This is a genomic window from Cellulosimicrobium sp. NPDC057127, assembly GCF_042670945.1.
GTDB lineage: Bacteria > Actinomycetota > Actinomycetes > Actinomycetales > Cellulomonadaceae > Cellulosimicrobium.
Map to the genome: position 1 here is coordinate 81,552 of NZ_JBHUUP010000010.1, position 14,242 is coordinate 95,793.

The 14,242-nt window shown below is 75.2% G+C and carries 11 protein-coding genes, 1 tRNA gene and 1 pseudogene; 4 read left to right on the top strand and 9 right to left on the bottom strand.

What is annotated here, in order from left to right; translation table 11 throughout:
* Positions 1–15 precede the first annotated feature (15 nt).
* Complete coding sequence (locus ACFTZA_RS11465) at positions 16–1,692, top strand: dolichyl-phosphate-mannose--protein mannosyltransferase (RefSeq protein ID WP_378194457.1); 1,677 nt, start codon at positions 16–18, stop codon at positions 1,690–1,692.
* Positions 1,693–1,696: 4 nt separating this feature from the next.
* On the opposite strand, the gene ACFTZA_RS11470 is transcribed toward ACFTZA_RS11465, so the two are convergent.
* The 3 genes from ACFTZA_RS11470 to ACFTZA_RS11480 form a co-directional block, all read right to left on the bottom strand.
* Positions 1,697–3,445 (bottom strand): hypothetical protein, encoded by a 1,749-nt coding sequence (locus ACFTZA_RS11470; RefSeq protein ID WP_378194460.1) that lies wholly within the window; start codon positions 3,443–3,445, stop codon positions 1,697–1,699.
* Positions 3,446–3,529: 84 nt separating this feature from the next.
* Positions 3,530–5,005 carry a family 20 glycosylhydrolase gene (locus ACFTZA_RS11475; RefSeq protein WP_378194464.1) on the bottom strand — a complete coding sequence of 492 codons (1,476 nt, stop codon included), beginning with the start codon at positions 5,003–5,005 and terminating at the stop codon, positions 3,530–3,532.
* A gap of 101 nt (positions 5,006–5,106) precedes the next feature.
* Positions 5,107–6,711: a hypothetical protein gene (locus ACFTZA_RS11480; protein ID WP_378194467.1), complete on the bottom strand. Its 1,605-nt coding sequence runs from the start codon at positions 6,709–6,711 to the stop codon at positions 5,107–5,109.
* Positions 6,712–6,851: 140 nt separating this feature from the next.
* Here ACFTZA_RS11480 and ACFTZA_RS11485 point away from each other — a divergent pair, with 140 nt between their 5' ends.
* Entirely contained in the window at positions 6,852–7,445 is a 594-nt protein-coding gene (locus ACFTZA_RS11485) for a hypothetical protein (RefSeq protein ID WP_378194470.1), read from the top strand.
* 75 nt (positions 7,446–7,520) lie between these two features.
* On the opposite strand, the gene ACFTZA_RS11490 is transcribed toward ACFTZA_RS11485, so the two are convergent.
* From ACFTZA_RS11490 to ACFTZA_RS11505, 4 genes are all read right to left on the bottom strand, one after another.
* Complete coding sequence (locus tag ACFTZA_RS11490; RefSeq protein ID WP_378194473.1) at positions 7,521–7,814, bottom strand: hypothetical protein; 294 nt, start codon at positions 7,812–7,814, stop codon at positions 7,521–7,523.
* 117 nt (positions 7,815–7,931) lie between these two features.
* Positions 7,932–8,004: transfer RNA gene (locus ACFTZA_RS11495), tRNA-Ala, on the bottom strand.
* A gap of 90 nt (positions 8,005–8,094) precedes the next feature.
* A complete protein-coding gene (locus ACFTZA_RS11500; RefSeq protein WP_378194476.1) occupies positions 8,095–9,468 on the bottom strand; it encodes a hypothetical protein in 1,374 nt (457 codons plus the stop codon).
* Positions 9,469–9,528: 60 nt separating this feature from the next.
* Positions 9,529–10,176 (bottom strand): GNAT family N-acetyltransferase, encoded by a 648-nt coding sequence (locus ACFTZA_RS11505; protein ID WP_378194479.1) that lies wholly within the window; start codon positions 10,174–10,176, stop codon positions 9,529–9,531.
* Positions 10,177–10,336: 160 nt separating this feature from the next.
* Between ACFTZA_RS11505 and ACFTZA_RS11510 the strand changes: the two genes are divergently transcribed.
* Positions 10,337–10,969: a 5-formyltetrahydrofolate cyclo-ligase gene (locus tag ACFTZA_RS11510; RefSeq protein WP_378194482.1), complete on the top strand. Its 633-nt coding sequence runs from the start codon at positions 10,337–10,339 to the stop codon at positions 10,967–10,969.
* Between the two features lie 21 nt (positions 10,970–10,990).
* Here the strand turns inward: ACFTZA_RS11510 and ACFTZA_RS11515 are convergent, their stop codons facing one another.
* The gene (locus tag ACFTZA_RS11515) at positions 10,991–13,534 is read right to left on the bottom strand and encodes a penicillin acylase family protein (RefSeq protein WP_378194697.1); all 2,544 of its coding nucleotides are present in this window, start codon (positions 13,532–13,534) and stop codon (positions 10,991–10,993) included.
* 236 nt (positions 13,535–13,770) lie between these two features.
* Between ACFTZA_RS11515 and ACFTZA_RS11520 the strand changes: the two are divergent.
* Positions 13,771–13,911, top strand: a pseudogene (locus tag ACFTZA_RS11520) (FmdB family zinc ribbon protein); the annotation flags it as partial.
* Positions 13,912–13,925: 14 nt separating this feature from the next.
* Here the strand turns inward: ACFTZA_RS11520 and ACFTZA_RS11525 are convergent.
* Positions 13,926–14,081: a hypothetical protein gene (locus tag ACFTZA_RS11525; RefSeq protein WP_378194705.1), complete on the bottom strand. Its 156-nt coding sequence runs from the start codon at positions 14,079–14,081 to the stop codon at positions 13,926–13,928.
* Positions 14,082–14,242 lie beyond the last annotated feature (161 nt).

The following is a 14,242-nucleotide window of genomic DNA, read 5'->3' on the forward strand; positions in this document are numbered from 1 at the left end:
GGCCGACCGCCTACCATGGCGGGCGTGCTGCCCCACCCGCCCGCCGACGCGCAGCCCGGTCAGGCCGTGACGCCGGCCGTGGCCGCGGAGCCGGTGGACGCCGACGACGCCTCGGCCCTCACGCACCGCGAGCGTCTCCTGCTCGCCCTGCTCGGCCCGCGCCGGCTCACCCTGGGGGCCACGGCGCACGACCGCCTGTGGGGCTGGCTCGGCGTCGGGATCGTCGCCGCCGTCGCGGCCGTGCTGCGGCTGTGGGACCTGGGCCGTCCGGGCACGCTCGTGTTCGACGAGACGTACTACGTCAAGCAGGCGTGGACGCTGCTGCAGGTGGGCTACGAGGCGGACTGGCCCGAGGAGCCGAACCCGGCGTTCGAGGCCGGGGACGTCGACACGTACCTCCCGACGGCCGACTACGTGGTGCACCCGCCGCTCGGCAAGTGGATGATCGCGCTCGGCATGAAGGCGCTCGGCGGTGCGGAGAGCCCGTGGTCGTGGCGGATCGCCTCGGCGGTGGTGGGCGTGGTCGCCGTGGTGCTCGTCGCGCGCATCGCCCGGCGGCTGTTCGCCTCGACGGCGATGGGGATCGTCGCGGGAGCGCTCCTGGCGGTCGACGGCGCGGCGATCGTGCACGCGCGCACCGGCCTGCTCGACAACATGCTCATGCTGTGGGTGCTCGTCGCGTTCGGGTGCCTGCTGCTCGACCGGGAGCAGGCACGGCGACGTCTCGCGGAGCGCTGCGGCGCGATCCTCGACGCGGGCGGGACGATCGGACGCTACGGGCCGTCGCTGGGCTGGCGCTGGTGGCGCGTCGCCGCCGCCGTCTCCCTCGGCCTCGCGTGCGGGGTCAAGTGGTCGGGGCTGTACTTCCTCGCCGTCCTCGCCGTCCTGTCGGTGCTGTGGGACGCGACGGCGCGCCGCACCGCGGGCGTGCGCCGCTGGTGGGAGGACGCGCTGCTGGTCGACGCGATCCCCGCCGCGCTCGTCATGCTGCCCACGGCCGCGCTCGCCTACCTGGCGACGTGGACGTCGTGGTTCGCCTCCCCCGGCGCCTACCTGCGCCGGTGGGCGGTGGAGAACCCCGGCGAGGGCGTCTCGTGGCTCCCGCCGGCCCTGCGCTCGCTCGTGGAGTACCACGCGCGCATGTGGGAGTTCCACACCGGCCTGACGTCCGAGCACCCCTACGAGGCGCACCCGCTGGGCTGGATCGTGCAGTGGCGCCCGACGTCGTTCTACTGGCGCTCGTACGACGCCGGCGAGGCGGGGTGCGAGGTCGAGCGGTGCGCGCGCGCCATCACGTCGATCGGCAACCCGGTGCTGTGGTGGACGGCCGCGCTCGCGGTCGTCGTCACGGTCGTGCTGCTGGTGCGGCTGCGAGACTGGCGCGCGCTCGCGGTGCTCAGCGGGCTCCTCGCCGGCTGGGCGCCGTGGTTCGTGTACGCCGAGCGGACGATCTTCACCTTCTACTCGATCGTCTTCACGCCGTGGGTCGTGCTGACGCTCGTGTACGTCCTGACCGTCGGTCTGGAACGCACCGAGCACCGGCCGCGGGCACGTGGACGCGTCCGCACGGCCGCGGCGGCGCTGCTCGCGCTGATCGGTGTCGTGAGCGTGTTCTTCTACCCGGTGTGGACCGGGTGGCAGGTCCCGTACTGGTTCTGGAACATGCACATGTGGCTGCCCAGCTGGGTGTGACGCGTCACTGGTAGCTGACGAAGTCCGGGGTCGGCTGGACGGCCCACGTCTGCTCGGGCGTGAGCATCGGGGAGTCCTCGTCGTAGAAGTTCTTCCAGCCCCAGAACACCCCGGGCGGCGCGTCCGCGCGCAGCGTCGCCCAGGTCGAAGCCTTCGCGCCCTGGCCGCCCTGGCCGTCGGCGTGGATGACGACGGCGAGCTCCGGGTGGGCCGTGTCGAGGCGCGGGCGGTCGGCGATCATCGACGTGCGGAACTGGTGGAGCAGGAAGATCTTCTGCGGCAGGTCGCGGTCGCGCACGAGGCCCGCGAGGTAGTCGCCGACGGCGTTGACCTCGTCGATCCCGACGGAGCCGATCTGGGCGAGGTGCACCTGGTCGGGGCCGAGCCGCCACTCCGGGTCGAGGGCGACGCCGACGTGCGGCTGCGCGACCAGGTCCTCGTACGCCCGCACCTGGGTGAGGAAGTCGGTGCGGCCCGGCTGGAAGTCCAGCACGACGTACACGCCCGCCTCGCGCGCGGCGTCGACGAGCGGGCGGATCAGGTCGGCCGACCGCTCGTTGGAGTAGTTGCCGTCGCTCCCGGCCGAGCCGGACGCGACGGTCGTGATGATCTCGAGCGTCGGCACCACGGGCTCGCCGGTGAGCGCCTGGTACCAGGACGCGTGCTCCTGGGCCCGGGCGATCGTCGCGGGGACGTCCTGCTCGCCGAGCACGCCGAGCACCGGGGCCTGCGGGGAGCCGTAGAGCGCGACGTACCGCTTGCCCGGCAGCGCGACCTGCCCGCCGCCCGGCAGCTCGACGCCCGTCGCCGCGCTCTCCAGGCGCCACGTGAGGTCCTCCGCGCCGCCGAACGAGGGGCCGATGCCGACGGTCGCCGTCGTGCCGGCCTCCCGCGCGTCGTGCACCGCCTGGACCGTGGCCGACGTCGCGCGCGGGTCGCCGCCGGGCACGTCGAGGACGCTCGCCCCCGCGGCCCGTGCCGTCGCCCCGGCGAGCGCCGAGGCCGGGGTCGTGGCCACGTCCGTGAGCGCGAGCACGTCCGCCGACGCCTCGGCCTGCCCCGTGGCGGGCAGCTCGTCGAGCGCGTCCTCGACGGCGGCCTCGAGCGCGTCCTCGTCGACCGTCCCGTCGTCCGCGACGACGTCGGCCGGCTCGATCCGCGCCGTCGGGAGGTCGGGGAGCGCGGCGCCGGCCGCCGCCGGCTCCTGCTCGCCCGTACCCGGTGACGCGCTCGGCCCGGTGCCCGACGCGTCGTCCGTGCCGTCCTCCTCGGCGTCCGGCGCGCCGGCGCTCTCATCGGGCGCGCCGACGACGACCGCCCCGACCGCGCCGAGCCGTTCGACCTCGTCCGCGACGGCGTCCGCGGCGCCACCGGTGACGAGGACCGGTGCCGTCACGGCCGTCGCGACGGCCGCGGCGACGGCGGGTCCGGTGGACGCGGGCTCGGCGAGCACGACCACGGGCGCGGCCTCGAAGAACGTCCGGCTCGCGGCGAGCGTCAGGGCCGCCGGGTCGGCGTCGGGCAGCGTGACCACGCCCTCGACCGCGGCCGTGCGCGCCGTGGGCGGCGCGGGTTCCGTCGTCGTGCCGTCGGTCCCGGACTCGGTCGGCTCCGACGACCCGCCCGTGCACGCGGCAGCGCCCCACGCGACGGCGAGGGCGGCGCCGGCGGCGAGGGTGCGGCGACGGGCGCGGGCAGAGCGGCGCCGGGAGGACGGGGACGGCACGGAGGTCGGGGCGGAGAAGAACGGCACCCGACGATGCTGTCATGTCCCGCGCGCGCCGCTACTCCAGGGCGGGCTCGCCGACGACGACGTGACGGACCCGACGACGAGCCGTCACCAGTCCACCTGCGCGGACGGGTGGAACGCGACGCCGTCGCGCCGCCACGACCGCGCTTCGTGCGCGACCCGACGACGGTAGTCGTCCCAGTCCTTGCGCTCGGGGGCGCTCCAGGCGACCTCCGCGACCGCGGACAGGCGCGGCAGCAGCATGGTGAACAGCTCGTCGGTGGAGGTGAGTGTCTCCGTCCACACCGCGGCCTCGACGCCCTCGATCGCGCCCGCGGGCAGACCGTCGACGACGTCCTCGGGCTCCCAGTCGTAGGAGTCGCGCAGCTCGACGAACCCGGCCCACTGCAGGCCGAGCGGGAAGCCCTCGACGTACTTCATGTCGAGGTAGACGCGGTTGCCGGGCGACAGCACCACGCGCGCCCCCGCACGCGCCGCCTCGACGAGGTACTCGAGGTCGGTCGCGTTGGTGTCCCAGTACTGGACGACCGTGCCGGGACGGAGCGGGGCCTTGGCACCCTCCTGCCACACGACGGGGGTCTTGCCCGCGTCGCGGACCACCTGCTCGGCCAGGACCACGAACCGCGCGTACTCGTCGGCGTCCATCGTGTGGACCTCGTCGCCGCCGACGTGCACGTGCTCGCCCACGGTCGCGCGGGCGAGGTCGCCGAGGACGTCACGGACGAAGGGCTCGGTGGCGGGCAGCCCGTAGGCGAGGCGCGAGAAGCCGACCTCGACGCCCTGGTACTCGTCGGTCGGCACGCCGTCGGGCACGAGCTCGCCGTACGCGTGCGTCGCCGCGTTGACGTGACCGGGCAGGTCGATCTCGGGGACCACGCGCACGCCGCGCTCGGCCGCGTACTCCTGGAGCGCGCGGAAGTCGTCGAGGGACAGGTGCCCGCCCGGCCCGCCCGAGACGTCGCTGCCCGACGAGCGCCGCACCAGCTCGGGCCGCGACGGCGACTCGATGCGCCACCCCTGGTCGTCGGTGAGGTGGAGGTGGAGCACGTTGAGCTTGTAGGACGCCATCACGTCGACGACCGCGCGCAGCGCGGACGGGCCGAAGAAGTGCCGCGCCACGTCGACGGACAGACCACGCCACGGGTAGCGGGGCGCGTCGTGCACGACGACGTGCGGCAGCCGCGCGGGCCCCTCGCCCGCGTGCTCCACGAGCTGGCGCAGCGTGCGCGCCGCGTGCAGCAGGCCGGACCGGCCGGGTGCGGCGAGCACCACGCCGTCCGCGTCGGCGACGAGGGAGTAGCGCTCCGCGCTCGTCGAACCCTGCGGCCCGGCCGCCGGGTCGATCCGCAGGACGACCGGCACCCCGCGCGCGCCGTCGTCGGAGCGACCGTCCGGCGTCTCGCCGGCGAGGTCGCCTGCGCCGGAGGCGACCAGTTCGGCGACGAGCCGTTCGAGCGCGGGCGCGTCGCCGCCGAGCCCCTCGGACCGGACGCGCACGCCGTCCAGGAGGAGCTGACCGTCACCGGCGTCGACGTGCAGGGGCTGGGGGACGAGCGCGACCATCGGGACCTCGGTGTCGGTGGCGGGTGGGCGTCGAGCGATTTGCTAGGAGCCCACCCTAAAGGCGTCGGGTCGCGCCGCCAAGAGGCCGTCCAGGCCGCGCGTCAGGACCGGGCGGCCACGTACCGCGGTGCGGGCTCGAGGGCCAGCACGCCCTCGACGTCGAGCGCCGGGTCCGACGAACCCGTGGTCCAGCCGCCCACGGCACCGGCCGGCAGCTGCTCCAGGAGGTCGTCCCACGCGTCGAGCCGGGGCACGTACCCGCCGGCCGCGACCGACTGCACGACGACGGCGACCTCACCGTCCCCGGTGTCGAGGCCCGCCAGGCCCTCGACCGCGTCCACGGCAGGCGCCTGCACCACGACGAGCTTCTGCGGCAGGCCCTCGGAGCGCACGAGACCGGCGACCCGGTCGACCGCGGCCTGGACCTCCCCCGCCTCCACGGCTCCCGGCACGTCCGCCGCGCGCCGCGCGTCGACGTCGAGCGCCACCCCGACACCCGGCACCGCGAGGAGGTCCGCGTACCGGTCGACCTGCTCGGCGAACGTCGCCCGCCCCGGCTCGAGCCGGAGCACGACGTGGACCCCGGCCGTCGACGCGGCCTCGACGAACGGGCGCAGCTCCGCCGACGCGATCTCCGTCGAGTAGTCGCCGTCCTCGCCCGCCCGGGACGACGCCAGCGTCGCGGCGACCTCGAGGACGGGGACCGTGGCCCGGTCGTCCTGGGTGCCGTAGGCGGCCGCCGCCTCGACGGCGCGCGCGATCTCGGCCTCGGCGTCGTCGCCGTCGAGGGCCACGAGGCGCGACGTCACCGCGTCCGCCGTCGTCGTGACGTACCGGGAGTCACCGGCCAGCACGAGCTGCGACCCCGACGGCAGGAGCGCGCCCGTCTCGGCGGCGCGCAACCTCCAGGACAGGTCCTCCGAGGAACCGAAGCCCTCCCCGATGCCGACCACGGCGAGCGCCTTCGCGGCCGCGATCGTCTCCACGACGCGAGGGTCCGAGCGCGGGTCGCCGTCCGTGACCTCGACGGGCAGCGCCCCGGCGGCACGGGCCGTCGCGACGGCGGCGACGTGCGCCTCGCCGGGCTGCACGAGCACGAGGACCTCGGTGAGCACGTCGGCCTCACCCCGAGCCGGGAGCGCGGCGACGACGTCGTCGACGTCGCGCGGGTCGAGCTCTCCCCCGTCCGTCAGGGCGTCGACGTCGAGGTGGACCGTCGTCACGCCGTCGAGCGCGCCGACGGCCGCCGCCGGCGCGACCTGCGCGCCCTCGTCGGCGGCTTCGCCGGGCGGTGGCGCCTCCTCGCTGACCTCGACGACGGCGACCGTCCCGAGGCGCGCGAGCTCCGTGCGCACGCCGTCGTCCGAGATGCCCCCGCCGACGAGCAGGACGGGCGCCGTGAGCCGTGCGGCGGCCGCCGCCGCGGTGGCCTGAGCGGCCGGGTCGTCCGCGGACGCGAGGACCGCCACCGGGGCAGCGGCGAAGAAGGTCTGGCTCGCGGTGAGCGCGAGCTCCGCGGCGTCGGTCGACCCGAGCACGAGCACGCTGTCCGCGGGCTCGGCCGCCTGCGCGGCGAGCCCCGTCTCCCGTGGCGCGCTGTCGGCCTCCGCCGACTCCGTCGCGCAGCCGGCCGCCGCGGACGCGACTCCCACGGCGAGGACGGCGCTCGAGGCGATCGTGACGAATCGGACCTTCCGTAAGTTCACGTGCTCCATCATGGCCCACGGTGCGGGGCCGCACGACCGGCCAGGGTGAGGATCTCGTGAGAGGCGCGGCGCGCTCGCGGGGCACCCGGGCCACCGGCATACTGGCGCACGACCTCCACCGCGACCTCGAGGAGACGTGCATGTCCACCCCCGACCAGCCCGAGCGGCCCCGCGACCCCCAGGATCCGACGCCGTCCGGCCCGCCCGCGTACGGCTCGCAGCAGCCGGACCAGGGCGCGCAGCCGGGTGAGGGGTCGCAGGCGTCGCAGTACGGGCAGAGCCAGCCCCCGCAGCACGGCGGCGGCCAGGCTCCCCAGTACGGCGCGCCGCAGGCGCCCCAGTACGGCGCGCCGCAGGCGCCCCAGTACGGCGCCGGCCAGGACCCGCAGTACGGCGGCCCGCAGTCCTCGCAGTACGGCTCGGCCGGCTACTCGGCGCCGGGCGAGAACCCGGGCAAGACCATGGGCATCATCGGCCTCGTGCTGTCGTTCCTCGGCTGCCTGTCGATCGTCGGCATCATCCTCAGCATCGTGGCGCTGAACAAGTCCCGGAAGGCCGGCTACAGCAACGGCATCGCCGTCGCCGGCATCATCGTGGGCGCCATCGTGCTGATCGGCACGATCATCGGTGGCGTCGTGCTGTGGCAGGGCTTCGAGGCGGTCTCCGACGCGTGCGTCGGCGTGCCGTCCGGCGGCACCACGCAGCTCGACGGCGTGACCATCACCTGCCCCTGAGCACACCGCAGCATCCGACACGAGAGCCCCGGACCGGCGCGGTCCGGGGCTCTCGCGCGTCCGGCTCCGACGCCGTCAGGACCCGCGGCCGCGCAGCGCCAGCACGGGCGCGGAGAAGAGCGCGATCCCGAGGACGAACCCGACGTCGTACCAGTTCCCGTTGTTGTCGACCTCGTAGACGCTCACCGTGTCGGTGAAGAGCGACACGACGAACGTGACGGGCAGGATCGCGCCCTGCCACAGGCCCCACCAGAACCCGTAGCCGCCAGGGCTCTGTGCGACGTTCGGGCCGGCGGCGCACGCCCCGAGGAGCAGCAGACCTGCGACGACCAGGGCGACAGCGGTCCCGCGTCTCGTCGATACGGACATGTCCCTCACCTCCGCCACCAGTGAACCGCGGGCGCGCTCGCGCATCGAGGGATCGGCGGGCGGGACGAGAGAGGCCGCCGATCCGCACTGTCGTGCGGATCGACGGCCTCTCGAGGGTGGAGCTAGGGGGATTCGAACCCCCGACCTTCTCATTGCGAACGAGACGCGCTACCAACTGCGCCATAGCCCCTTGAGCGGTGTACAGAATAGCACCCCCCGGGCCGGGTCCCGCAAACCGGCCGGCGCGGGCGCCGTCGGCGGGCGGCCGCCCCCGCGCGGGCTACTGCCCGGCCGCGCGCCGCCGGGCGAGGATCTCGTTGAGGTCGAGCCCCAGCGTCTCGGTCCTCGGCTTCTGCACGTCGCCCTCCGCCCGCTCGGGCGTCACGGGAGCGGTGACGACAGGTGCAGCGGCCGCCGCCGGCTCGTCCTGCGGCAGCGGCGCCGGCTCACGGCGCGGAGCCGAGGGCTTCATCGTGTACGTCGGTCGGGGGACGGGGACCGGGTCCCACGCGCGACCCGACGGGACGTGGTCCTCGACGCGACGGCCGTCCTTCTCCCTCGCGTCGCGGTCGGCGGCAGGCCGCTCGGTCGCCGCCTCGCCGGTGACGGGCCGGCCCTCCGCGGCGACGGCCTCCGCGCCGGACGCCTCCGCGCCGGACGCCTCGGTGCCGGCCGTGGCCGTCGCGGTCGGAGCGGTCGTGCTGGTGGTGGGGGTCGCGCTTGTCGTGGCGGTCCGTGCCGACGGGGCCGAGGAGCCCTCCGCGGCGTCGTCCGACGTGTCCGCGCGTCCCGCCGTCGCGCGGCCCTCGGAACCGCCCGACGTCGACGCGCCGACCGGCTCCCGCACGCCGACCCGCGGGATCATCTGGGTGCTGAGCTGGGACGCGTGCACGGCGTGACCGGTCACGCGCGGGCGCCCTGCCCGCGGGGCGGGCGGAGCGCCTGCGACGGGGCCGCGCACGGCACGGCTCTCCGCGCGACGCTCGGCGAGCCAGGCGGCGTCGGCGCGCTGCGCGGCGAGCACCGCACGGCGTCCGAGCACGAGCACGAGGGCGAGCAGCGCCGTCGGGACCACCCCGGCCCACCACGGAGCCACGCCCAGCCCGACGACCACCCAGGTGGCAGCGGCGGCGACCACGAGGACGACGGTCAGCGTGAGACGACGACGTGCCGCGGCGGCCCGGCGCTCGAGCATCGCGAGGCGCGACGGCGACGCGCGGGGCACGCTGACGGGAGAGGTGACCGGCGCGCGCGGGGTGGCACCCCGCCGGGGCGCCGCGCTGTCTGTGCCATCCATGGCGTGCTCTCCCTCCTGGTGCGCCCGGTCGTCCGACCGGACCCGCTGTACCGCTCCCCCCGGCTCTCCCGGCCTGCCGGACCCTCCTGGTCCGGGGCCGAGGAGCGCCCGGGGCGCCCCCGCGGGGCCGGCGGCGACCGCCGCGACCCCTCCACCTACCGCACCCAGCCGTCCCGTCGCAAGCGTCGGGGCGGCCACGGCCGGGCCGACGACGGCGAGGACGCGCAGCGCTCCCGAGAAGCGGTCCTCGGTGCGCGCGTCCACCAGCTGCTGCCGGTGACGCACCCGGTGCGGCACGTAGGAGCCGAACCACAGCAGGAACACCGCGAGCGCGACGATCCCCGAGGCCGATTCCACGTCACGACGGTAGGCGAGGCGGGGGGCGGCGGTCCGCACGCTCCACGGCGTGTCGGGTCGTCATCCGGCCTCCCGACGTGTTTCCTGCCAACGAGCGAGCAGCCCGCCGGGCACCTCCTCGGTCGTGATCGCGAACGTCCGGTGGTCGCGCCACTCCCCCTGGATGTGCAGGAACCGCTCGCGCACGCCCTCGTCGCGCAGCCCGAGCTTCTCCACGACGCGCAGGCTCGGGACGTTCTCCGGGCGGATGTTGATCTCGATGCGGTGCAGGCCCAGCACGCCGAAGCAGTAGTCCGTCGCCATCGCCACGGCCGTCGGGATGATGCCGCGCCCCGCCACGTGCTCGCTCACCCAGTACCCGATGCTCGCCCCGCACAACGACCCGTAGGTGATGGACGAGACCGTGAGCTGGCCGACGAGCTCGCCGTCGAACTCCACCGCGAACGGCAGCGACGAACCGTTGCGGGCCTGGGCCGACAGCGTGCGGACGTACTCCGCGAACGTCGGGGGGCCGCCCGGCCCGCGGCGCGGGGACGTGGCCTCCCACCGCTCGAGCCAGTCGGCGTTGCGGGCGCGCAGCATCATCCACGACTGCCCGTCGCGACGCCGCAGCGGCCTCAGCACGACCGACCCGTCGATCGCGTCCTCGCGCAGCGTCACCGGCCAGGGCTTCGAGACGGCCCACGCGCGTGCCGCCTTTCCCGTCATCGCGGCGCCCCTCGTACGACGTCCACCCGCGGCCCTCCTCGCCCGTGCCGAAGCACGGTCGGTCCGGCCTCGCTGACAGGGTGTACCACGGACACGGCGGGCGCCACCAGCCGTGCGCCGCACGGTGCGGCGGACCCCCGGCCCGGGTGACAATAGGGACATGAGTGGCCCGGTCCAGCCGTACCCCCTGCACGGAAGCATCGAAGCCGAGGACGCGAAGGAGATCCTCCGCAAGGCCATCCGGACGAACCGGCAGTCCCGGTCCGAGCGGCTCCGCAAGGAGGCGGCGCTCGCCCTGGCCGAGGTCGTCGAGACCATCCCCGACGTCGCGGCCGCCTCGTGCGTCGCGACCTACGCCGCCCGGCCGTCGGAGCCCGGGACGCTCGCGGTGCTCGAGCGGCTCTCCTCGCGCGGCGCGCGGATCCTGCTGCCCGTGCTCGGTGCGGGCCTCCAGCGCGACTGGGCCGAGTACGCCGGGCCCGCGGACCTCCAGGTCCGGGCACCCGGCCGCCCCCCGGAGCCCGGCACGCCCACGCTGGGCCCGGACGCGCTCGCGCACGCCGACGTCGTCATCGCCCCGGCGCTCGCGGTGGACACCCGCGGCGTGCGCCTCGGGCAGGGCGGCGGCTGGTACGACCGCGCGCTCGAGCACACCCGGCCCGGGGCCAAGGTCGTCGCCCTCGTGTACCCGGAGGAGGTCTACGACGCCGCGGACCGTCCCCTGCCCGTCGAGCCCCACGACCGGCCGGTCGACGCCGTCGCGACGCCGCTCGGGTGGCGCTGGCTGCCCTGAGCCCTCGACGACCCCGAGGGGTCAGGGCACGAGCGTGAGCTCGTCCCGCCCGGCCTCGTCGACGGCGCCGCGGCTGAACGGCCACGGGAACGTCTCGCCGGCCGCCCACGCGGTAAGCTGGTCGTCGTAGTGCGGGGACGCCGGGTGCCCCGAGACGCCCGTGACCGTCACCCACGTGGAGCGGTCGAGGTCGCCGAGGTCGACGACCATGCGCATCGACGGCCCTGCCGTCACCTCGAACGAGCCCGAGGAGGCGTCCCACGACGTCGCGTTGACGATCGACGATCCGCCGGGCATGCCCACCGGGGACGGGTTGACGTACTCGCGCACGGGCGCGGGGATCGACGCGCCGCCGAGCACCGGGTGCTCCAGGGCGAGCACGTGGAGCTCGCCCCACGCCCAGTCCTCGGGCACCTTGCTCTGCTCGACGGTGAGGTCGAGACGGGCGGACACGAGCGCCTGGGTGAGCACCTCGTCGCGCGTCTCGACCACGCTGACCGTCTGCCGGTCGTCCCAGTACGGGTCGGTCGGGTCCTCGACGAGGCCCTGCACCACGGTCAGCCACCGGCTGCCGCCGTCGGGCCGCGCGGACTCGGGCAGGTCGTCCCAGAACGTCAGCTGGAGCAGGTTGCGCCAGACCGCGGCGAAGTACGCGGCGGCGGCCGAGTCCGCGTCCGTCCGGTAGTCCCAGTCCGCGAGCAGCGCCTGCCCCTGCGCGGCGAAGTCGTCGTCGATCTCCTGGTCGAGCAGGATCGGCACGAGCGCCTCCGCGAACGGGCTGCGGTCGTCGACCTGGATCGTGGTCATCGTGTCCACGTCGATCGGGCGCCCGGCGGCGATCTCCTCCTCCAGCAGGTGGCGGATGCGCTGGGAGCGGTAGCCGTAGTCCCAGTCGCTCGTGAGGAACGGTGCGACGCCGGCCGGCAGGACCGCCTGGTTCGCCGCCACGACGAAGCCCTCCGCCGGGTCCAGGACCCGCGGCATCTGCTCGCTCGGCACGTACCCGGTCCAGTCGTACCGCTCGTCCCAGCCGGGCCGCGGCCACGTGCCGTCGGACGGCACCGGGCCGGGGACCTGCTGCCGCACCGGGATCCTCCCGGGGGCCTGGTAGCCGATGTGCCCGTCCGTCGTCGCGAACACGATGTTCTGCGCCGGGACCTCGAACAGCGCCGCGGCGGCCTGCATGTCCGCGGCGTCCGCGGCCAGGTTGAACGCGAACACGGCGTCCGCCGTGCGCCCCGGCTCGAGGGCCGTCCACTGGAGCGCGACGGCGTACTCCCCCAGCCGCGTCCCGTCCACAGGAGACTCCGTGACGGCGTCCGTGCCGTCGAGCACGGTCGAGACGATCGGGCCGTGCACGGTGGACCGGACCTCGAGCTCGACGTCCTCGCCGCCCGCGACGCGCAGCGTCTCCGTGCGGGTCTCCAGCGGCTCCCACCGGTCGCCGCGCAGGTAGGTGTCGTCGCGCACGCGCTCGATGAAGAAGTCGGTGACGTCCGCACCCATGTTCGTCAGGCCCCAGGCGAGGTCGGCGTTGTGCCCGATGACCACGCCGGGGAACCCGGCGAAGGAGAAGCCTGCGACGTCGAACGCGCAGTCCGGCCCGACGTCGGTGCAGTGCAGCCCCACCTGCGCCCAGATGCCCGGGGCCCCGAGGCTCAGGTGCGGGTCGTTGGCGAGGACGGGGCTGCCGCTGGCGGTGTGCTCGCCCGACACGACCCACGAGTTGGAGCCGGTGCCCTCGCCGCGGGCGACGAGCACGGGGACGGCGTCGAGCGCCCGCTCCGCGGCGTCGACCGCGGCCTGCAGACGGTCCGAGGAGAGGGTGCGTGCGCCCTCCGGCGTGAGCTCGTTCTCGACGCGCTGCGGGTTCTCGAGCTCCGCGGGCTGCAGGATCGTCGCGTTGACGTCGGCGGGGTACGCCGGGAAGAGCTCGGCGACGCGGGCCGGGTCCTGCACCGTCCCGTAGGCCAGGGCGCGCTCGAGCTCGTCCCCGTAGTTGCCGCGCAGGTCCCAGGCCATCGCCTTGAGCCACGCGAGCGAGTCGACCGGGTCCCACGGCTCGGGCTCGGCGACCTCGACCTGGAGCCCGAGCACCGTGTACTCGAGCGCGATCTCCCCCGGGCTGCGGTTCTCCAGGTAGGCGTTCACACCCTCGGCGTACGCCTGGAGGTACGCGCGCGTCTCGGGTGTGACGAGATCCCACTCCTGCTCCGCGACGCGGCGCCACCCGAAGGTGCGCGTGACCGCGTCGGCGGCGATCGCGTCGGGGTTGTCGCCGACGAGCTCGGCGAGCCGTCCGGCGGTGACGTGGCGGCGGTAGTCCATCTCGAAGAAGCGGTCCTGCGCCTGCACGTACCCCTGGGCGCGGAACAGGTCCTCGGAGGTGTCGGCGTAGATCTGCGGCACGCCGCGCTCGTCGCGGACCACGGTCACCTGCGCGCCGAGCCCGGGCAGCGACACCTCACCGGCGGCCTCGGGCAGAGGACGGCGCACGGTCACGACGCCGAGCGCGAACCCGGCCACGAGGACCACGACCAGGAGCGCGGCGACCCCGACCAGCACCCGGCGTCTCGTCCTGCGGCGCCGTGGCGGCGCAGCGGCGTCCGTCGGGCTCTCGGCCGTCGTGCCGGCTGGGTTCTCGGCGGGTTCGTGCGCAGACACGGGTGCGAGACTACCCCGGCACGGCTGCCGGGCCGCCCGCGTATGATTAGCACTCGGAAGTTTCGAGTGCCAGCGACTGTTGACCTGACGCCGGCCCTGCCGCGGCCGCCCCACCGTCACGTGAACGAGGAGATCCCGTGCCCACCTACGCGTACACCTGCACCGCCTGCGGTCACGCCTTCGACATCCACCAGGCCTTCACCGACGACGCGCTCACGGTCTGCCCCGAGTGCTCCGGCCGCCTGCGCAAGGTGTTCTCCTCCGTCGGCGTGACGTTCAAGGGATCCGGGTTCTACCGCACCGACTCGCGCGCGGGGTCGACGTCCGGGTCGTCGTCGAAGAGCTCCACGAGCAGCTCCGGCACCGGCTCGTCGTCGAGCACGTCGGGCTCCTCCGGCTCGGGCTCGTCCAGCTCCTCCGGCTCGTCCAGCTCCTCGACGGGCGCCAAGGCCGCCTCGTCCTGACCCGGCGCTCGTCCTGACCGCGGCGCTCTCCTGACCCCGGCGCTCTCCTGAGCGCGGCGCGGGCGGCGCGCCCGGCGCGACGCCCGACCACAGGCCTCTCGCCTCGCTCCGGCGGACGACGGGACGTCGGGTCCGTCCACAGGCG